At 65.6% G+C, this 19,350-nt stretch carries 17 protein-coding genes; 16 read left to right on the plus strand and 1 reads right to left on the minus strand.

What is annotated here, in order from left to right:
• Window positions 1-69: 69 nt before the first annotated feature.
• The 8 genes from lysA (at window position 70) to ACOPJ3_RS03285 (ending at window position 8,603) form a co-directional block, all read left to right on the plus strand.
• The gene (gene lysA / locus ACOPJ3_RS03250; RefSeq protein WP_427870396.1) at window positions 70-1,377 is read left to right on the plus strand and encodes a diaminopimelate decarboxylase; all 1,308 of its coding nucleotides are present in this window, start codon (window positions 70-72) and stop codon (window positions 1,375-1,377) included.
• A gap of 94 nt (window positions 1,378-1,471) precedes the next feature.
• A complete protein-coding gene (locus ACOPJ3_RS03255) occupies window positions 1,472-2,401 on the plus strand; it encodes an ABC transporter substrate-binding protein (RefSeq protein ID WP_427870397.1) in 930 nt (309 codons plus the stop codon).
• Window positions 2,398-3,381, plus strand: coding sequence for an amino acid ABC transporter permease (locus ACOPJ3_RS03260; protein WP_427870398.1), 984 nt, complete (start codon window positions 2,398-2,400; stop codon window positions 3,379-3,381). Before ACOPJ3_RS03255 ends, ACOPJ3_RS03260 begins: the two co-directional genes overlap by 4 nt.
• On the plus strand, window positions 3,378-4,184 hold the full coding sequence (locus ACOPJ3_RS03265) for an amino acid ABC transporter ATP-binding protein (protein ID WP_427870399.1): 807 nt from the start codon (window positions 3,378-3,380) through the stop codon (window positions 4,182-4,184). The genes ACOPJ3_RS03260 and ACOPJ3_RS03265 overlap by 4 nt, the downstream gene beginning before the upstream one ends.
• A gap of 527 nt (window positions 4,185-4,711) precedes the next feature.
• On the plus strand, window positions 4,712-5,266 hold the full coding sequence (gene pyrE / locus ACOPJ3_RS03270; protein WP_427870400.1) for an orotate phosphoribosyltransferase: 555 nt from the start codon (window positions 4,712-4,714) through the stop codon (window positions 5,264-5,266).
• Window positions 5,267-5,417: 151 nt separating this feature from the next.
• Window positions 5,418-6,170 carry a FadR/GntR family transcriptional regulator gene (locus tag ACOPJ3_RS03275; RefSeq protein ID WP_427870401.1) on the plus strand — a complete coding sequence of 251 codons (753 nt, stop codon included), beginning with the start codon at window positions 5,418-5,420 and terminating at the stop codon, window positions 6,168-6,170.
• Window positions 6,167-7,741 carry a gamma-glutamyltransferase family protein gene (locus tag ACOPJ3_RS03280; RefSeq protein ID WP_427870402.1) on the plus strand — a complete coding sequence of 525 codons (1,575 nt, stop codon included), beginning with the start codon at window positions 6,167-6,169 and terminating at the stop codon, window positions 7,739-7,741. Before ACOPJ3_RS03275 ends, ACOPJ3_RS03280 begins: the two co-directional genes overlap by 4 nt.
• An 88-nt stretch (window positions 7,742-7,829) precedes the next feature.
• Window positions 7,830-8,603: a sulfite exporter TauE/SafE family protein gene (locus ACOPJ3_RS03285; protein ID WP_427870403.1), complete on the plus strand. Its 774-nt coding sequence runs from the start codon at window positions 7,830-7,832 to the stop codon at window positions 8,601-8,603.
• Between the two features lie 62 nt (window positions 8,604-8,665).
• Here the strand turns inward: ACOPJ3_RS03285 and ACOPJ3_RS03290 are convergent, their stop codons facing one another.
• Window positions 8,666-9,655 carry an Lrp/AsnC family transcriptional regulator gene (locus ACOPJ3_RS03290; RefSeq protein ID WP_427870404.1) on the minus strand — a complete coding sequence of 330 codons (990 nt, stop codon included), beginning with the start codon at window positions 9,653-9,655 and terminating at the stop codon, window positions 8,666-8,668.
• A 175-nt stretch (window positions 9,656-9,830) separates the two neighbouring features.
• Between ACOPJ3_RS03290 and ACOPJ3_RS03295 the strand changes: the two genes are divergently transcribed.
• From ACOPJ3_RS03295 to ACOPJ3_RS03330, 8 genes are all read left to right on the plus strand, one after another.
• Window positions 9,831-11,297: an amidase gene (locus tag ACOPJ3_RS03295; protein ID WP_427870405.1), complete on the plus strand. Its 1,467-nt coding sequence runs from the start codon at window positions 9,831-9,833 to the stop codon at window positions 11,295-11,297.
• The gene (locus ACOPJ3_RS03300) at window positions 11,294-12,373 is read left to right on the plus strand and encodes an ABC transporter ATP-binding protein (protein WP_427870406.1); all 1,080 of its coding nucleotides are present in this window, start codon (window positions 11,294-11,296) and stop codon (window positions 12,371-12,373) included. Before ACOPJ3_RS03295 ends, ACOPJ3_RS03300 begins: the two co-directional genes overlap by 4 nt.
• Window positions 12,370-13,335, plus strand: coding sequence for an ABC transporter permease (locus ACOPJ3_RS03305; protein ID WP_427870407.1), 966 nt, complete (start codon window positions 12,370-12,372; stop codon window positions 13,333-13,335). The genes ACOPJ3_RS03300 and ACOPJ3_RS03305 overlap by 4 nt, the downstream gene beginning before the upstream one ends.
• Window positions 13,332-14,126: an ABC transporter permease gene (locus ACOPJ3_RS03310; RefSeq protein WP_427870408.1), complete on the plus strand. Its 795-nt coding sequence runs from the start codon at window positions 13,332-13,334 to the stop codon at window positions 14,124-14,126. Before ACOPJ3_RS03305 ends, ACOPJ3_RS03310 begins: the two co-directional genes overlap by 4 nt.
• Window positions 14,127-14,129: 3 nt before the next feature.
• On the plus strand, window positions 14,130-15,257 hold the full coding sequence (locus tag ACOPJ3_RS03315; RefSeq protein WP_427870409.1) for an ABC transporter substrate-binding protein: 1,128 nt from the start codon (window positions 14,130-14,132) through the stop codon (window positions 15,255-15,257).
• Between the two features lie 93 nt (window positions 15,258-15,350).
• Entirely contained in the window at window positions 15,351-16,616 is a 1,266-nt protein-coding gene (locus tag ACOPJ3_RS03320) for an amidohydrolase (RefSeq protein ID WP_427870410.1), read from the plus strand.
• 11 nt (window positions 16,617-16,627) lie between these two features.
• Complete coding sequence (locus ACOPJ3_RS03325; protein WP_427870411.1) at window positions 16,628-17,824, plus strand: CaiB/BaiF CoA transferase family protein; 1,197 nt, start codon at window positions 16,628-16,630, stop codon at window positions 17,822-17,824.
• Window positions 17,821-19,350, plus strand: coding sequence for a carboxyl transferase domain-containing protein (locus tag ACOPJ3_RS03330; protein ID WP_427870412.1), 1,530 nt, complete (start codon window positions 17,821-17,823; stop codon window positions 19,348-19,350). Before ACOPJ3_RS03325 ends, ACOPJ3_RS03330 begins: the two co-directional genes overlap by 4 nt.

A 19,350-nucleotide genomic window follows, 5' to 3' on the forward strand; every position in this document is an offset into this window, starting at 1 on the left:
CCACAAAAAATGAGGGCCGATCGAAACGTATGGTGGTCAAGCAACGATGCGAACGGAGAGTGAGAAGACATGACCGCAGAGGCAACCCGTCCCGCCGCCGAGGGCACCAGGCTCGAGGAACTGTGGGACATCCTTCCCGAGGAGTCGGGCTGCGACGAGCGCGGCGTGCTCACGATCGGCGGCGTCCCCGTCGACGCGCTCGCCGAACAGTACGGCACCCCGCTCCAGATCATCGACGAGAAGGGCCTCCGCCGTCAGATCCGCCGCTTCGTTGACGGCCTCCGCGAGCGCTGGCCGAACTCCGAGGTGCTCTACGCCTCGAAGTCGTTCCCCGTGGTCGGCATGTACCGGATCGCCCAGGAGGAGGGCCTCTCCGTCGACGTGGCCGGCGGCGGCGAGATCAAGCTCGCGCTCGCCGCGGGCGTCGCCCCCGAGCGCCTGCACTTCCACGGCAACGCCAAGTCGGACGACGAGCTGAAGATCGCGCTCGACGCTGGCGTCGGCACCATCATCGTCGACAACGAGGACGAGCTTGACCGCCTCGAGCGCCTGCTCGAGCGCCCCCAGAAGCTGCTCCTCCGCGTGATCCCCGGCGTCGACGCCGAGACCCACGCCTCGCAGGCGACGGGCGGCGACAAGTCGAAGTTCGGGCTCCCCATGGACCAGGCGAAGCGCGCGATCGAGCGCATGCAGGCGCACCCCCTCATGGAGTTCGAGGGCGTGCACATCCACATCGGCTCGCAGATCCTCAACACCAGGCAGTTCGCCGAGGCGGTCGCGAACCTCTCCACCTCGGGCGAGTTTGAGACCTACGACGTCGGCGGCGGCCTCGGCGTCAAGTACACATACGACGAGGTCGCCCCGAGCGTCGAGGCCTACCTCGACGCGATCGTCGCCGCGGCCCGCCAGCATCTCCCCGAGGGCGCGCGCCTCATGATCGAGCCGGGCCGCTCCGTGATCGCCCGCGCAGGGATCTCCCTCTACCGCGTGCTGAGCGTCAAGCACACGGGCCGCGCCTTCGTCGCGGTCGACGGCGGAATGGCGGATCAGCTCGATATCGCGCTCACGGATCAGCGCTACGAGGCGGTTGTGGCGAACCGCATGCTCGAGCCGTGGACCGAGAGCGTCCAGCTCGTCGGGCGCCAGTGCGAGTCGGGCGACCTGCTCGTCGACGGCGCAGGCTTCCCGGCGGCCCGCATCGGCGACCTCGTCGCGATGGCGACCACGGGCGCCTACTCCTACACGATGACGAACAACTACAACGGCGCGCTCCGGCCCGCGATCGTCTTCGCGCAGGACGGCGAGGCCCGCCTCGTCGCACGCCGCGAGACGTACGACGACCTGCTCAGGCTGCACGCCCCCGCGCTCGAGGCGTAACCGCGCCGACGGGGCGCGGTGGGATCCGGATCCGGATCCGGCCGCGCCCCTCCAGACCCACCCCGCTTCACCCCTCCAACGACGAAGGAACCCCATGAAGAAGACTCCGCTCACCCTGCTCGCGATCGCGGCCGCCGCCGCGCTCACCCTCACCGCCTGCTCGGGCGGATCCGGCGACGGGGGTGGCTCGGCCTCGAAGTCCGGCCCCAACGTGCCGACGGGCGAGGAGATCAGCACGAAAGCCGATCCCGAGCTCACGAAGCTCCTCCCTGAGGACATCGTCGACAAGGGCAAGATCGACATCGCGGTCGACATCCCCTACCCGCCCATGGCGATGTACGACGACCAGAACCGCGAGATCGGCTTCGACCCGGAGCTCGGCCGCCTGATCGGGCAGAAGCTCGGGATCGACGTCTCGCTCAACAAGCAGGCGTTCGACTCCGTGATCCCCTCGCTGCAGGCCGGCAAGAACGACATGATCATGAGCGGCATGAACGACACCGCCGAGCGTGAGAAGACGCTGAGCTTCGTCGACTACACGCACGGCGGATTCGCGATCGCGGTGAAGAAGGGCAATCCCGAGAAGATCACGACGCAGAAGGACCTCTGCGGCAAGACCGTCTCGGTGCAGAAGGCGACAGTGCAGGGCGACCTGCTGCGCGACATGGACTGCGGGATCAACGTCATGGAGCTCCCGAGCGACCTCGACGCCCAGACCGCGCTGCGCGCAGGCAAGAGCCAGGCCTACGCGGCCGACGCGGTCGTCACCGAGTACGTCGTCGCGACGACCGACGACGGCAACGCCTTCGAGATCGTGCGCGACCCCGAGAACCCGGCCGGCTTCAACCCGGTCTACAGCGGGATCGGGATCCTGAAGGACGACACGGAGCTCGTCGAGGCCGTGAAGCAGGCGCTGCAGGCGCTCATCGACGAGGGCACCTACCAGGAGGTGCTCGATCGCAACAAGATCGGCGCCTACGCGGTCGAGTCCGCCGAGGTGAACGCCGGATCCAAGGCGGAATGACCGTGAGCGCTCCGACCATCGAGGGGGCGGCGATGCCCGCCCTCTCCACAGAGGACGACGTCGAGTCGATCCCGCTGCGGCGCCCCTGGCGCTGGATCAGCGCGGTCGTCGTGATCGCGCTCGTCGCGGCATTCGTCTACGTCATCGCGACGAACCCGAACCTCGACTTCGCGACCGTGGGGGAGTTCCTCTTCGACTCGCGGATCCTCGAGGGCGTGTGGCTCACGATCGTGATCACCGTGATCTCGATGGTGGTCTCGACCGTGCTGTCGATCGTGATCGCGGCGATGCGCCTCTCCTCGAACCCGGTGCTCTCGAGCGTCGCGTGGTTCTACGTGTGGGCCTTCCGCGGCACCCCGGTGCTCGTGCAGATCGTGCTGTGGGGCTACCTCGGGCTGCTCTTCGAGAAGATCACCCTCGGCGTGCCCTTCACTGACGTCGTGTTCTGGCAGATGGACACGAACACCCTGGTCACTCCGTTCATCGCGGGCCTGCTCGCGCTCACGCTCAACCAGGCCGCCTACTCCTCGGAGATCGTGCGCGCCGGCATGATGTCGGTCGACGAGGGGCAGCGTGAGGCCGCCTACTCGCTCGGCATGTCGCCGCTCTACACGTTCCGCCGGGTGCTGCTGCCGCAGGCGATGCGCGTCATCATCCCGCCGATGGGCAACGAGCTCATCTCGATGCTGAAGAACACCTCGCTGCTCTCGGTCATCGCGGTCATGGAGCTGTACACGCAGGCCTCCGTGATCTCGTCCTCGAACCTCAAGCAGGTCGAACTCCTGATCGTGGTCAGCATCTGGTACCTCTTCATGACGAGCGTGCTCTCGATCCCGCAGTACTACCTCGAGCGCCGCTTCGGGCGCGGCAGTTCCCGTAACCTGCCGCCGACGCCGTTCCAGCGCCTGAAGGCATCGATGAACAGCAGGAAGCCCGGCCCCGAGCCGGCCCCCGCAACCGAGATTGTGAGCGTGCCATGACCGAATCAACCCTCGTGACAGCGGACCCCGCGGAGACGGGCACCGCGCTCGTCGAGATCCGGCGCGTGCGCAAGAGCTTCGGGGCGCATCAGGTGCTTCGCGACGTGTCGCTCGCGGTGCCCGCGGGCTCGGTGACGGTGCTCCTCGGCCCGTCGGGATCCGGAAAGTCGACTCTCCTGCGCTGCGTCAACCACCTCGAGACGATCGACGGCGGCCGGATCATCGTCGACGGCGAGCTCATCGGCTACCGCCAGGCCGGCGCGAAGAACCACGAGATGACGCCGCGGCAGATCGCGAAGCAGCGGCGCGACATCGGCATGGTGTTCCAGCGCTTCAACCTGTTCCCGCACATGACCGCGCTCGAAAATGTGAGCGAGGCGCCCGTCGGCGTCGTCGGCACGAGCAAGGCGAAGGCGCGCGAGCGGGCGCGGCAGCTGCTCGACCGCGTGGGCCTCTCCGACTTCGCGAACCACTACCCGGCGCAGCTGTCGGGCGGCCAGCAGCAGCGCGTGGCGATCGCGCGGGCGCTCGCGATGGATCCGAAGCTCATGCTGTTCGACGAGCCGACCTCGGCGCTCGATCCGGAGCTCGTCGGCGACGTGCTCGACGTGATGCGCGAGCTCGCCCGCGAGGGCATGACGATGATCGTGGTCACCCACGAGATCGGCTTCGCGCGAAGTGTCGCTGATCAGGTCGTCTTCATGGACGGCGGCGTCGTCGTCGAGGCGGGCCCGCCCGAGGAGGTGCTCGACAACCCGCAGCGCCAGCGCACCAAGAACTTCCTCGAGAGCGTGATGAAGTAGTTCATTCGTCGCCTCGTCAACTCCCGAGGAGGAGCGGCCGCGTAGGGGTGGGTCCCGGCCGCGCACGAACAGCGATCCGCCCTCGCCCGGGTCGAACCGCAGGGTTTCGGCCGGGTGGGGGCGGGTTGCTGCGTTTCGTGGGGGCGCCGCTGCGCTGGGCTGGGCTGCGCTCGCTCCGCGTTCTGCGCTCGTTCGCAAGAAATATCGCGGTTCCATGGGAACGAGCGCAGATTACTGAGCGAGCGCGGGGCCGGGAGCGGGCGTGCGCCGGGTCGGCCCCGGATCCGGATCCGGATCCGTCCCCGAACCCGGCTGCGCCGCGAATGCCGCTGGCCGCTGCGCTCGCTCCGCGATCTGCGCTCGTTCGCAAGAATTGCCGCGATTCCGTGGGAGCGAGCGCAGATTACGGAGTGAGCGCCGGGCCGGGATGGGGCGGGCGCACGGTCGGCCCCGGATCCGGATCCGGATCCAGATCCGGCCTCGGATCTCGATCCGGCCCCAGACCAGGCGCAGATAGAATCGAACCCATGACCAGCGCACGCGAACAGCTCATCGAGCTCATCAAGTCCGAGGCCGTGTTCCACGGCGACTTCACGCTCACGAGCGGCAAGAAGGCGACCTACTACATCGACCTGCGGAAGCTGAGCCTCGACCACCGCGCGGCCCCGCTCATCGGCCAGGTCATGCTCGACCTGATCGACGACATCGACGGGGTCGTCGCCGTGGGCGGGCTGACGATGGGCGCCGACCCGATCGCGTCGGCGATCATGCACCAGGGCGTCGCGCGGGGTAAGGTGTACGACTCGTTCGTGGTGCGCAAGGAACCGAAGGATCACGGCCGCGGCCGCCAGGTGGAGGGTCCGGATCTCGAGGGCAAGCGTGTGGTCGTCGTCGAGGACACGTCCACGACCGGCGGCTCGCCCCTGCAGGCGATCGAGGCGCTCAAGAAGGTCGGCGCGGAGATCGCGGCCGTCGCCGTGGTCGTTGACCGCCAGGCGCCGGCGAAGGCCCGCATCGAGGGCGAGGGCTACGAGTACCGCTTCGCGATCGGCCTGGAGGATCTCGGGCTGCAGCCGCAGTAGGTGGCGGCGCACTGAACTGTCGAACGGACCCGGGAGGAATCCCGGGTCCGTTCGTGTTTTCCGCGGAACTGACGAATACATCACCCGTTGTCCCTGAATCAGGTATCTTGGTCAGACCAGAAGTTTTTCAGTTCCAAACGGGAGGAGCCGCGTGGTTGCCGTGCAGCAGGGAGTGTGGGACACGCTGACCGCGAACGAGCGGCTGTCGCTGCCTGATCGCCTATCTGTCGACCTGGAACGCCTGATCCTCGATGGTGAGCTTGCCCCGGGGGACCGGCTGCCGCCCGAGCGCGAGCTCGCCGAGCACCTCGGGGTTTCTCGGGTCTCGATCCGTGAGGCGTTGCGGGAGCTCGAGAACCGCGGACTCATCGACCGCAAGCCGGGGCGCGGCACGGTCGTGCTTGGCCCGGGGCAGCGGTCCGGGATCGCGATCGACGTGTCGGATGCGGTGCGGGCCGCGCACTCCGAGGTGTGGGACATCATGGAGCTGCGCGCGATCATCGAACCGCCGATCGCCGGGATCACCGCCACGCGGGCGACCGCCCGTGACCTTGCCCAGCTGCGCGAGCTGGTCGAGGCCATGGAGGTCGACGTGACGAAGGAGCGGTACGCGGAACTCGACCGCGCCTTCCACCAGGCGATCGCGCAGTACGCCCACAACCCCCTGCTCGAGCTCATCAATGAGCAGATCGCGCAGCAGATCGCGCCGAGCAGGGCGAATCGCTATCAGACCCGTGAGCGGCGCACAGCTTCGAGCGCGGCACACCGCCGCATCTACGAGGCGATCGCCGCGGGGGACGCTGAGCTTGCGGAGCAGGAGGCCAAGGCCCACGTGCTCGACATCAGCCAGCAGATCGCGCGCGCGGCGCAGGATCAGGAACTCTCGGAGGATCGCTCACGATGACCACCATCTCAGGCGCCCGCGGCGCGATCTCGACCTCCCACCACCTCGCGACCGAGGCCGGGGCGGCCGTGCTCGAGGCGGGCGGCAACGCGGTCGACGCGGCGCTCGCCGCGGCCGCGACGCTGTGCGTCGTGTACCCGAACAACGTTGCGCTCGGCGGCGACCTCGTCGCGCTCGTGCGCAACCCCGAGGGCGAGGTTCGGTTCCTCAACGCAACCGGCGCGGCGCCCGCCGGCCAGTCGCTCGAGGCGCTGCGTGAGCGGCACGGCGAGACGCTTCCCCTGCGCGGGATCGACACCGTGACCGTGCCGGGCGGGATCTGCGGCTGGAACTCGCTGCACGAGTACGGCGCGACGCGGCCGTGGTCAGCCCACTTCGAGGCCGCGATTCGGCACGCCGAGCAGGGGTTCCCGAACTCGCGATCGGTCGCGGCCGCGCTCGTCGAGGACCGCGAGAGTCTGGAGCGGGATCCCGGCGCCCGTGACGTCTTCTATCCGGGTGGCAGGCCCGTTGCCGAGGGCGAGACGCTGCGGCAGCCCGCGCTCGCCGAGACGATGAAGCGGCTCGCGGCCGGCGGATCCGCCGAATTCTACGAGGGTGAGACCGCGGAGCGCTGGATCGCCGGCCTCGCTGCGCTCGGCTCGAAGATCACGAAGCAGGACGCGATCGACTACAGCGCGTACTGGGCGGAGCCGCTCGCGGGGGAGTTCGCCGGGTTCCGCGTGCTGACCGGGCCCCCGAACACCTCGGGCTTCATGCTGCTGCGCGCCCTCAACGCGGTCGCGGCGGGCATCGAGGACCCGCTGGGCGCGGGCGCGGGCGAGCTCGCCGCGGCGTTCCGCGACGCGAACGCGGTGCGCGCCGCCTTCCTCGCGGATCCGCGCATGGGCGGGGCGAGCGGCGAGGAGCTCGTCGACATGCCCGTGCCGGGAGGCGATCCCGCCGCCGCGGCGAAGGCGTCGGGCGACACCGTCGGCTTCGCCGCGATGAGCGCCGACGGCTGGGCCGTCTCGCTCATCAACAGTGTGTACTGGGGTTTCGGGGCGCACATCCTCGAGCCCGAGACCGGGATCATCTTCCAGAACCGCGGCACCTCGTTCTCGCTCGATCCGGCGTCGCCGAACGCATTCGCGCCGGGCAAGCGGCCCCGACACACCCTCATGCCGGTCCTGATCCTGCGCGGAAACGAGCTCGCCTGGGTGCCCGCAACGATGGGTGGAGCCGCCCAGCCGCAGATCCACACGCAATTGCTGCTGCGGAGCGTCGCCGGCGCCTCGCCGAGCGAGGCGACGCACGCGCCGCGCTGGATGGTCCGTGAGCAAAAGGTCGCGGGCGCCGTGCCCACCGTGACCGCCGAAAGCGACGTTCCCCGCGAGGCGCTCGACGCCATCGAGCGCGCGGGATTCGCGCTCGATATCGTGCCGCCGTACGCTGAGGATCTCGGCCGCTCGAATCTCATCCGGATCCGGGAGTCCGCGGACGGCGCCGCGCTCGGCGGCACGCGGCTTGTCGACGCCGCGAGCGACCCGCGATCCGACGGCTCCGCGATCGTCGTGCCGGGCGACGGCTGACCGGGGGCCCGTGCCGCGGCGACAGCCCAAGGCCCGGGCGATCCGGATCCCGAGCAAGCCCCCAAAGAACGTCCAGAAAAGCGAAACCATGCCAGAAGCACCCCGCCCCAATCTCATCATCCTGATGGTCCTCGGCGCCCTCACGGGCATGCTGTCGGGCCTCTTCGGCATCGGCGGAGGCGTCGTCCTCGTGCCGATGATGGTCTTGTTCTTGAAGTTCGAGCAGCGCCTCGCGGCAGGCACCTCGGTCGCGGCGATCCTCCCCGCCGCGGTCGTGGGCGGCATTGGCTACGCGGTGCAGGGCAACGTCGACTGGATCGCGGCGCTCGCGCTCGCGATCGGCGTCGTGGTCGGCGCGCAGATCGGCAGCTGGCTGCTGTCACGGGTGCCGACGGCGTTCTTGCGGTGGCTCTTCATGACCTTCTTGCTGGCGGTCATCGTGAGCCTCTGGTTCGTGGTTCCTCAGCGAGACGCCTCGATTGACATGTCGCCGCTCGTGATCGGGTTGCTCATCGTCACGGGCCTCGCAACAGGGGTACTGTCCGGCCTTCTGGGGGTGGGCGGCGGTATCGTCGTCGTGCCGGTGCTCATGTTCTTCTTCGGTGCGAGCGACCTCATCGCCAAGGGTACCTCGCTCATCATGCTGATCCCCGGCTCGATCTCGGGCACGATCGGCAACATGCGCCGGCGCAACGTCGACCTGCGTGCCGCCGCGACGCTCGGGATCGCCGCCAGCGTGTTCTCCCCGCTCGGGTCAATCGTCGCGACGCACATCGCGCCGTTCTGGTCGAACGTGACCTTCTCGATCCTGCTCGCGATCATCCTCGCGCAGATGGTCGTCAAGGCGCTGAAGAAAAAGTAGTAAGGGTCGTTCGGTGATGGCGTCGCAATCCAAAAGACGCCGAATTGCACCAACGCCAGCAGCTACTCCGGCGGAAGGACGACATCGCTTCTCTTGTAATGGGTCAGAATCGGTGACGCGCGAATTGCAGACCGGTCGTCCCCGATCCGAGTATCAATCTCGCTCAGGAATTCGGCGAGTTCGAACCGAGAGCGCAGGGTGACCAGGGCCTCAACTCCGGAACTCGAAGGGAGCGTTGCCGCCCAGCGAGTGCGCCAGTCAGCGGCGAGGAGCTCGCCGATAGCGGTCAGCTGCGAGGGCGGTGCCAAAACGCTGACGAGCGTCTCAAGAGGGAACCCCAAGAGCACGGGATCTACGACTGCCCGGATGCTGAGGTAGTCGGTCTCCTGAAGCTGGGAGATCCGCTTTCGCACCGTGGGCTTGGCGATCCCAACTTTGCTGGCGATTGACTCGATACTCTTGCGTCCGTCTTTGCTGAGCTCCGCAATGATCTCCAGGTCAATCTCATCAGGTGTGAACTCAGGTGAATCCTGAGCTCGGTTCCCAGAGGCGAGTGCCGCGCTCTCATCTCGGCCGAGAGAGTTGAGCTGTTCGTCCGAGAGGATGTTCGCATGCCAGCCCCGCACCGTGCGGTGGTGCGCACCGAGTAGGGTAAACGAGCACTGCGTCACCGGAAGTTTCGCAAGCTCTTCCTCGATGAATGCTCCGCGCGAGTCGTGACGTAGAAAGCACTCGGAGACAATCTGGCTTTCGCCGAGCAGGGAGCTTACCCAGAGGGTTTCTGGCCGCTCGGCGAGCCAACTCGCGACCTCCTTCAGCGCATCAGGCGGGCAAGAGATTCTCGCGAAGTAACCGTCTCCCCGGTTGACGAGCGTCGGCTGGGAGAGGGCCCTCACTCGCACCAGGTCTTCGGTGAGCAGCCGTGATCCCCGGCGTGCCACAGTTCGTTCTTGGCTGCCGATGGACTTTGCAATCTGCCGCCAGGAGGCTCGCCCGTTTCGCAGCAGAGCCGCTGTGATCTGGCGATCCAGCTCATCCAGCGGTTCGTGCATCGCGCATCCCTTTCGTTGACACATCTGCGTCGGAGCATATCGTCCGTGCTTGCACCAGAGTAGTCGCCCAAGAAAGATGTCGTTGACAAATCAGACATAACGGCTGAGAATCAATGCATAAAGCGACACAGGCGCTTTAAAAATAGTAGTTTCTGGCTCATTCGAGGAGGAGTGGGTGACCGATTTGGACACTGACGTTTGCCGCTGGCCCGCGGTTGATCAGCTCGCGGCGATGCAGAGGGGCGAGCTCTCTGCACGCGAGCTGCTGCAAGAAACTCGGGTGCTGTTCGAGCGACGAAACCCGAGTGTCAATGCGGTCGTCACGACTGACTTCGACACTGCCGAACAAGCTGCGGCGGACTCTGATCGGCGCAGGTCCAGAGGGCTGCAACAGCGGCCACTCGAGGGTCTGCCCGTGGCGATCAAAGATCTCGAGGAGACCGCTGGTATGCGCACTACCTTCGGCTCACTTCTGCACGCGGACTACGTACCGGATCGGGACACCCTCGTCGTCGAACGCATGAGGGCCGCGGGCGCCGTCGTCTACGGGAAGACCAACACGCCTGAGTTTGGGACCGGATCTCACACCTACAACAAGGTGTTCGGGACAACCGCGAACCCATACCGACTTGATCTCAGCGCAGGTGGATCGAGTGGGGGTGCGGCGGCGGCGCTTGCGGCCGGTCTGGTTTCAGTGGCAGACGGATCTGACATGGGAGGTTCACTCAGGAACCCCGCCGCGCTCTGCAATGTTGTAGGACTCCGTCCGTCTGCTGGCCGCGTGCCGAACTGGCCGATGGCGAACGCATGGGAGACCTTGCCAACGAATGGGCCCATGGCAAGGACTGTCGACGACACGTCTTTGCTTCTCTCCGTGCTTGCGGGTGAGGATCCGCGTTGCCCAATCTCGATCCAGCAGCCGTACCCCCCTGCGGTGAAACAACTGAGCGGCCCCCTGCGGATTGGCTGGAGCGACACCTTGGGGGGGCTCGAGATCGAGCCCGAGATTTCTGAGGTCTTGGATCGAGACGGCCGCCGAACGTTTGAGCAATTGGGGCACGCTGTCACCGGGTGCGAACCAGACATGTCAGGCGCAGACGAGGCCTTCCGAGTGTTGCGCGGCCTGGGCTACGCGAACAACTTCGGAGACCTGCTCAGCGAGCATCGAAGCGAGTTCAGTCCCGAACTCGTGGTCAATACGGAGTACGGGCTCGGGCTCGGCATCGATCACTACTTCTCCGCTAGAGCCGACCGGACGCGCGTGTACTACCGCCTCGTTCAGCTCTTCCAAGACATCGATGTGCTCGCGGCCCCGGTCACCATGGCGCTTCCCTTCCCCGCTCGGGACGTCTGGCCAAAGTCAATCAATGGGGTGGAGCAGGCCGACTATCTCGACTGGATGAGAGCGTCATGGCGCATCTCGCTGACCGGTTTCGCAGCGCTAAGCCTTCCATGCGGCTTTACTTCCGGGAATCTTCCCGTCGGTCTTCAACTCATTGCTCCGCCGGGCAAGGAAGGGTTACTGCTCTCGCTTGCCCGTCAGTTTGAGACTGCTAGGCCGGTGTGGCGTATTGCACCGACTTTCCACACCAGTGAAGAGTGCGACTCTTCGACCACCCTCTCAAAGAAAGGTCAACAATGAGCTCCAGCGACGATGCGACGCTCTCAATTCGAAACCTCACGAAGGAATTCACCACCCCTGAGGGCACGAGCTTTACCGCCCTTGACGGGATCGATCTCGAAATCGTCCCCGGCGAGTTTTTTGTCATGCTCGGCCCGTCCGGCTGTGGAAAGACGACGCTGCTTCGGTCGATTGCGGGGCTGGAGCAGCCGACGAGCGGCGAGATCTGGCTCGGTGGATCCCGTATCGATCGGTTGCCCCCGTACCGCAGGCAGGTCAATACGGTGTTCCAGGCATACGCGCTCTTCCCGCACTTGACGGTTCGACAGAACGTCGCATTCGGCCTCGAGATGGAAGGGAAGTCGGCGAAGTCGGCCGAGGTTATCTCGCGCGTAGACGAGATGCTCGCTCTCGTCGGCCTCACCGATTTCGGTAGTCGGAAGCCCTCGCAGCTCTCGGGAGGTCAGCAGCAGCGTGTCGCACTTGCCCGGGCGCTGGCGAAGAAGCCGGCTGTATTGCTCCTAGACGAGCCACTCTCCGCGCTCGATCTCAAACTTCGCCGAGGGATGCAGACCGAGCTGAAGCGCATCCAGATGGAGTCCGGAATTACCTTCGTGTTCGTCACCCATGACCAGGAAGAGGCCATGAGCATGGGCGACAGGATCGCCGTGTTCAATAAGGGGCAGATTGCGCAGCTCGGAGCGCCCCGTGAACTGTACTCCGCGCCAGCGAATCGTTTTGTGGCGGAATTCATTGGGGAGATGAACTTTCTCCGAACGACCAAGGATCAGGGCGGGTATCGCTCCGAGGGTGGCATCGTCATCTCGACGCCCGATCTTGCCACAGCAATGCCGAGCAGCGAGACCGCCGTGATTGGTGTCCGTCCCGAGCACATCCGCGTGACCCCCGGTCGGGGTGTCCGAGGTGAGATTGTGGCTTCGCAATATGTCGGGACCGATCTTCGGCTCTGCGCTCGCGTCGGCGCCGAGGAGGAAATCTGGGCGCGGGTCGATGCGAACTACGACGGGCCGAGCGAGATCGGGGACACCGTCGAGCTCAGCATCACGCCGGGCACCGCGAGGGTGGTCGGCTCATGAGTGCGCCCAACCACCTGACGGTTCCAATCGATGTCGCCTCGGCTGAGAAGTTCAAGGCGACTACCTGGCGGCGCCCAGGCAGCGGCTCATTCTGGCTCGCGACGCCAGGCATCGTCCTGGGCGTCGTGTTTGTCGCGATCCCGGTGATTCTCGTCGTCATCTACTCGTTCATGAGTAAGGCGCCAGGCGGCGTTGGGGTTGCCGGTCCGTTCAGCGTCGACAGCTGGCAAAAGCTCGTGTTCGAGGAGGACTTCAGCGGCAACAAGAGCTTCAACCCGCAATATCTCGAGATCCTCTGGCGATCCGTGTGGATGGCAGGGCTCACCACGATCCTGGCGATCCTGATCGCGGTGCCGACTGCGGTGTGGATCGCCACGCGCGCTCCCCGCGTGCGGAACTTGCTCGTGCTTGCCGTCACGATTCCGTTTTGGACTAACACCCTGATTCGCACGTATGCCTGGATGATTCTTTTGAACGATCAGGGACTTATTAACTCCGGGATCAAGGCACTCGGTGCGCAGCCGCTGCCGCTCTTCCCCAGCCCGTTCGCGACCACTATCGGACTCGTGTACGTGTTCGTGCCGTTCATGATCCTTCCGATCTATACGAGCGCGGCAAAGTTTGATTTCAGCCTGGCCGAGGCTGCGTACGACCTTGGCGCAACCCGTTGGCGAGTCGTCACACGGGTGCTGCTTCCTGGCCTCCGGTCTGGGATTCTGGCCGGAAGCCTGCTGGTGTTCGTTCCGGCGCTCGGGGCGTTCATTCAGCCCATGCTGCTCGGCGGAGCAAAGCTGGATCTCATCGGCACGGTGATCCAGCGTCAATTCAAGGAATCCATGAACTGGCCGTTTGGAGCAGCGATCTCTGTTGCCCTTCTGGCACTCACCCTCCTCGCACTGATGGGCTTCGCACTCGCCGCGAAGCGACTGTCTGCGCAAGGGGAGAAAGCGAGCCTGCTATGAAAACGCGTGCGTTCAAGGCACTGAACGCCTTCCCCGGTTTTGCCGCGGTCGGTGTTGCCCTCCTGTTGTTCCTGTACCTTCCACTCGCGGTGATCATCGGTTACTCGTTCAACTCGAACAACATCGTGATGATCTGGGACGGATTCAGCGTCGAGTGGTTCGCCAAAGTGTTCCAGTCAGAGCAGATCCGCCAAGCGTTTGTGAACTCGCTCGTGATCGCCGTGTGGTCCACTGTGCTCGTCCTCATCATCGCCGTGCTCGCAGCCGTGGGCCTCGTGAGCATGAAACGGAGGAATTCGGCCGTGGTTAGCGGATTGCTCTCGGCGCCGCTCATCCTGCCCGAGATCGTGCTGGCAATCGCGATCCTGAGCCTCTTCGCGTTTGTGAAGGTTCCGCTCGGGATCCCGGCGATGATCGTCGGGCATGCGGTCGTGGGCCTGCCGTTCGCCCTGATGACGATTCGCTCGCGACTCTCGGAGGCCGACTGGAGCCAGTTCGAAGCAGCAGCCGACCTTGGCGCGAACGAGCGCCAGATATTCCGCCGGATCACGCTTCCTATGCTCGTTCCGGCGATCGTCTCCGGAGGAATGCTGAGTTTCATCGTTTCGATGGACAACTTCATCATGTCTTTCTTTACGGCGGGGCCCGGATCAACCACCCTTCCGCTCTATATCTGGGGCTCACTCCGTGTCGGGCTTACCCCCGAGATCAACGCGCTCTCGACGCTGATCCTTGTCGCCTCAGTCGCTGTGCTTCTCCTATCCCAACTCATTACCAGAAAGAAGGGCTGATCCATGGCCATCAAGTTGAAGCGCGCCTCAGCGCGCACCACCATTGCCGCAGTGGCGGGAGTGGCGATCCTCCTGGGAGCAACCGCGTGCAGCGGGTCCACCGCAGGCAGTGAGGCCTCCGGATCCGATTCCTCGTCGAGCGAATTCCCTGAAAAAGGGTCGGGCTCGCTCAACCTCTTCAACTTCACGAACTACATCAATCCTGATGCCCTCGAGAAGTTCACGAAGGACACGGGCATCAAGGTCAACGTGGACACTTTCTCGTCCGCCGAGGAAATGGTCGCGAAGGTGAAGACTGGCACCGCGACGTATGACATCGTCACAGTCTCGGACTACGTCGCCGAAGATCTCATTTCGAGCGGCCAGCTGGCAGAGATAAATGTGTCGTCTTGGCCCAACGGTGGAAACATCGAATCCGACTACATGGACGTCTACTTCGACGAGGGGCGTCAGTTCACGGTTCCCTATGCGGTCGTGTACGACGGCATTGGTGTCAATACGGCAACGGTGAGCACGCCAGTTGAGAGCTGGGCGGATTACTACAGCGTTCCGGAAGGGTCCTCGGGGAAGATCGGCCTCCACGACGATCAAAACTTTGTGATCGACACCGCGCTCATGGCAGTCGGAGGTGAACACTGCTCCACCAATGGCGAAGACTACGAGAAGGCGCTCGAGCTTCTCAAGGACTTCAAGCCCGAGATCAAGGTGATCAGTTCAGACGGCACGATCGACCGCCTCGCGGGTGGCGAAACGGTGCTCTCGACGATGTGGAATGGTTCGTTCGCCCGCGCGAAGGCGCAGAACCAGGACCTCGAGTACGTGTTCCCGGAGGAGGGGTACATGTTCGCGTCGGACAACTTCGCAGTCCTGAAGAATGCGAAAAACGCCGACAACGCGAAGATCTTCCTGAACTGGCTGCTCGAGCCTGAGAATGCGGCGCTGAACGCCAACTGGATCAAGTACACCCTTCCGGTGACTGGTATTGAGGACGAACTCAAGAAGCTTGACGACGGGGGCGCCCCGGTAATCATCCCGACCGACGAAGAAGCTAAGCGAGGTATTCAGCAGAAGCCGTGCTCCGCAGATGTGAAGGAGCAGTACGACAAGCTCTGGACCATGTTCAAGGGCTAGAGGCTGGGGAAGGGGCGGCGCGGCGTGCCGCCCCTTCCCGGCCCCCAGCACACCTATCACCAGCACGACTCCGAGTGGAGAAGAGAACTGCGAATGGTCGACGAAGCTCACGGGATTGACACCGCGAAACTCATCGAGGACTACCAGCACTTGCATCGGCATCCTGAGCTCTCGATGCAAGAGTTCCGCACAGCGGACTTCATCGAATCAAGGCTCGACGAACTCGGTATCGAGCACTTCAGGTGTGCGGAAACCGGCGTCGTCGGTGTCGACGTCAACGGCGACGGCCCCGTCGTCGCCTTCCGTGCTGACATTGACGGTCTCCCGATCGAGGAGCAGACCGAAGTCGAATTTCGTTCCCGCGCGCGCGGCACGCTTCCGGACGGCACCGAGGTGCCGGTCATGCACGGCTGCGGTCACGACGTGCACGTCGCTGTGGCACTCGCCGCCGCGACATACTTTGCGACAAATCGCGAGGCCTGGTCAGGCACGATCGTCTGGGTGTTCCAGCCCGCGGAGGAAACGGCGGCCGGTGCCCTTGCGATGGTGCGCGATGGTCTGTGGGACCGCGCACCGAAGCCGCGCCTCGTACTCGGCCAGCACGTGGTGCCTGTGATTCCCGCCGGCGATGTTTCCGTCGTCGAGGGGACGGCGATGGCCATGGCGGACTCGCTCCGCGTGACCATTCTCGGCAGGCAGTCCCACGGTTCACAACCGCAGGACTCCATTGACCCTGTTGTCCTGGGTGCGCACATCGTCACCCGGCTCCAGACAATCGTCTCTCGGGAGCTTTCCCCGTCGGAGCCAGCTGTCGTGACGTGCGGCAGCTTCCATGCCGGGCTCAAGGACAACATCATCCCTGAGCGGGCCGAGCTCACCTTGAACATTCGGACGCTAAACGAGGCAACGAGAGAGCGCGTGCTCGCATCCATAACCCGGATCGTACGCGCGGAGGCCGCGGCCTCAGGAGCGCCGCAACCGCTCATTGAGGAAATCTCTCGATTCCCCAGGCTTCTGAACGATGCTGAGCACACGCTCTCGGTTCGTGCGGCTCTCGCGGCCGAGCTGGGGACCGAGCGCGTACACGACGGCGTACCCGACATGGGATCTGAAGACTTCGGCTGGCTAGCCGACACCATCGGAGTGCCGTGCGTCTACTGGTTCTTTGGCGCTTACACACACAACGTGGCTGATCAGCCTGTGAATCACTCGCCCTACTTCCTTCCGGATACGGAGCCGGCGCTCGTCACAGGCACGCGAGCTGCGATCGCCGCGATCTCTGCTTCGCTCACAACACTTACATGCTCACCATCTCCCGCCTCAGGCCAGAATCGGCAGTCTGCGGTGCTGCCGTTGTGAAAGGAACCATCGTGACTTCTGCCCCGCTCGAAGGCCTCCTCGTCATCGATCTCTCACGAGCCCTCGCGGGCCCACATGCCGGGCAGATGCTCGGTGACCTGGGAGCGCGGGTCATCAAGGTCGAGGCGCCCGGCGCGGGCGACGACACCCGGTCCTGGGGGCCGCCGTTCGTGGAGGGCGAGGACGGCGAGGGCTATTCGACCTACTTCCTCTCCTGCAACAGGAACAAGGAGTCGATCGCCCTGGATCTGAAGAGCGACGACGGCCGCCGGGTGCTGCGCGACCTGCTGGCGCGGGCCGACGTGATGATCGAGAACTTCCGAACGGGCGTGATGGATCGCCTCGGCTTCGGCACGGTCGAGCTCGCCAGGCTCAACCCGCGGCTTGTCCAACTTTCCATCACGGGGTTCGGGCACGACGGTCCGGAGGGCGGTCGTGCGGGATACGACCAGATCGTCCAGGGCGAGGCGGGGCTCATGTCGCTAACGGGATCGGGGCCGGACGATCCGCAGCGCGTCGGTACGCCGATCGCCGACCTACTCGGCGGAATGCACGGGGTCATTGGCGTCCTCGCCGCGCTGTTCGAGCGGGCGCGCTCGAACCGGGGGAGAGTGGTGAGGAGCTCACTCCTCTCCTCAGTTGTCGGCGTTCACGCGTTCCAGGGCACCCGCGCGACCGTGGCGAAGGAGACCCCGGTGGCGCAAGGCAACCATCACCCCTCGATCGCGCCGTACGGGTTCTTCCGCTGCGGCCGGGGTGCCGTGCAAGTATCGGTCGCGAGCGATCGCCTCTGGGACTCGTTCTGCGCCGAGTTCGGGCTGGATCCCGAGGCACCTGGGCTCGCGTCGAATTCAGAGCGAGTTGAACGCCGCGAGGAGACCATCGCGGTGGTCGAAGGCGCATTTTCAGAACTCGACGCCGAAGAGGTACTCGCGCGGCTCGCGAAGGCCGGGGTTCCCGCAGGGCGCATGCGGGATCTCGCCGAGGTGTACGAGTGGGAGCAGGTGCGATCGCAGGGCCTCGTCGTGAGCGTTAAGCACTCGGCTCTCGGCAGCATCGAGCTGCCCGGGCCCCCGATCCGGTTTTTCGACGTCGACGAGACGGGCGAGTCCGAGCGCTCGCGTTCGCAGCACCAGGCTCCGCCGCTGCTGGACGAACACGGCTCCGCGATCCGCGCGTGGCTGAACGACGAGGAGGTAACGCGGTGACCGGTCAGGCAAGAACACGGCAGCGCCGCACAGCGGCAGACCTCATCCGCCTGATCTCGGATGAGGGAAGCTACCGGACTTGGGACGAGGAGCCGATTCAGCCGGAGCTCGGCGAGGACTACGCGGCCGAGCTTGCGGCGGCGCGGGAGCGGAGCGGCGTCGACGAGTCGATCGTGACGGGCGAGGCGAGAATCGACGGTCGACGGGTCGTGTTGATCGCCTGCGAGTTCCAGTTTATGGCCGGATCAATCGGGCTCGCGTCGGCCGAGCGCTTCGTCGCGGCCATGGAGCGCGCCACCCGTGAGCGTCTGCCGGTGCTCGCCTCGACGGCTTCGGGAGGGACACGCATGCAGGAGGGGACCATCGCGTTCGTCGCGATGGTGAAGATCTCGGCGGCCATCGCGACACATCAGCGCGCAGGACTGCCGTACCTCACCTACCTTCGGCACCCCTCGACGGGCGGCGCCCTCGCCTCGTTTGGATCGCTCGGGCAGGTCGTCGTAGCCGAGCCGGGTGCGCTCGTCGGATTCCTCGGGCCGAGAGTCTTCGAGGCACTCAACGGCACGCCATTCCCCTCTGGGATCCAATCAGCGGAAAACCTCGCCCGGATTGGAGTCATCGACGGTGTGCTCCCAGCCGAGGAACTCCGCGAGATGATTGCCAGAACCCTTCGGGTGTTACGCCCGCCAAGCTATGAGAACCTGCTGGAGCGCTCGGCCGATCGGGCTGAATCGTGGCCCGAGCTGGAGAGCTCGGGCTCGGACGAGGCGTGGGCCTCGATCCTGCGCACGCGCGACGCACGGCGGCCCGGGCTGCGTGAATTGCTCCGCGTAGCCGCGACCGATGTCGTTCCGCTCTCCGGTACGGGGCAGGGGGAACGTGATCCGGGCCTGTCGCTCTGCCTCGCCCGGTTCGACGGCGTGCCCGTCGTGCTCGTCGGTCAGGACCGGCGCACCCAGCGGTCGAGGGCTCCGCTCGGCCCGGGAGCCCTGCGCGCGGCCCGACGAGCGATGCATCTGGCCGATGAGCTGCGCTTACCGCTGGTCACCGTGATCGATACCCCTGGTGCGGCACTGTCCGCCGCCGCCGAGGAGGGCGGCCTCGCCGCCGAGATCGCGCACTGTCTCGCCGATCTCGCGATGCACGCTGGGCCGACCCTGTCGGTGCTGCTCGGCGAGGGGACCGGGGGCGGCGCACTCGCGCTTCTCCCCGCGGACCGGACCGTCGCCGCGGAACATGCCTGGCTTTCGCCGCTGCCACCGGAGGGGGCCTCCGCGATCATGTATCGTGACACGTCACATGCGCCGGGACTCGCCCAGCAACAGGGCGTCGCCTCGGGCTCGCTGAGGCGAAACGGGATCGTCGATGTCATCGTTCCCGAGCGGGCTGACGCGGCCGACGAGCCAGAGGAATTCTGCTCCCGCATGGGAGGGACGATCTCGGCTGAGCTCGCAGCCCTCATGCTTGAGCAAAAAGAGCACCGCCTCTCGCGCAGACACGAACGGTATCGGCGGCTCGGACCCTAG

This window comes from Leucobacter luti (assembly GCF_050310065.1).
Taxonomy (GTDB): Bacteria; Actinomycetota; Actinomycetes; order Actinomycetales; family Microbacteriaceae; genus Leucobacter; species Leucobacter luti_B.

Bases quoted from the DNA above. Each gene is read 5' to 3' on its own strand.
- lysA (WP_427870396.1), top strand. From the start codon at position 70: ATGACCGCAGAGGCAACCCGTCCCGCCGCCGAGGGCACCAGGCTCGAG.
- ACOPJ3_RS03255 (WP_427870397.1), top strand. From the start codon at position 1,472: ATGAAGAAGACTCCGCTCACCCTGCTCGCGATCGCGGCCGCCGCCGCG.
- ACOPJ3_RS03260 (WP_427870398.1), top strand. From the start codon at position 2,398: ATGACCGTGAGCGCTCCGACCATCGAGGGGGCGGCGATGCCCGCCCTC.
- ACOPJ3_RS03265 (WP_427870399.1), top strand. From the start codon at position 3,378: ATGACCGAATCAACCCTCGTGACAGCGGACCCCGCGGAGACGGGCACC.
- pyrE (WP_427870400.1), top strand. From the start codon at position 4,712: ATGACCAGCGCACGCGAACAGCTCATCGAGCTCATCAAGTCCGAGGCC.
- ACOPJ3_RS03280 (WP_427870402.1), top strand. From the start codon at position 6,167: ATGACCACCATCTCAGGCGCCCGCGGCGCGATCTCGACCTCCCACCAC.
- ACOPJ3_RS03285 (WP_427870403.1), top strand. From the start codon at position 7,830: ATGCCAGAAGCACCCCGCCCCAATCTCATCATCCTGATGGTCCTCGGC.
- ACOPJ3_RS03290 (WP_427870404.1), bottom strand. From the start codon at position 9,655: ATGCACGAACCGCTGGATGAGCTGGATCGCCAGATCACAGCGGCTCTG.
- ACOPJ3_RS03300 (WP_427870406.1), top strand. From the start codon at position 11,294: ATGAGCTCCAGCGACGATGCGACGCTCTCAATTCGAAACCTCACGAAG.
- ACOPJ3_RS03305 (WP_427870407.1), top strand. From the start codon at position 12,370: ATGAGTGCGCCCAACCACCTGACGGTTCCAATCGATGTCGCCTCGGCT.
- ACOPJ3_RS03310 (WP_427870408.1), top strand. From the start codon at position 13,332: ATGAAAACGCGTGCGTTCAAGGCACTGAACGCCTTCCCCGGTTTTGCC.
- ACOPJ3_RS03315 (WP_427870409.1), top strand. From the start codon at position 14,130: ATGGCCATCAAGTTGAAGCGCGCCTCAGCGCGCACCACCATTGCCGCA.
- ACOPJ3_RS03320 (WP_427870410.1), top strand. From the start codon at position 15,351: ATGGTCGACGAAGCTCACGGGATTGACACCGCGAAACTCATCGAGGAC.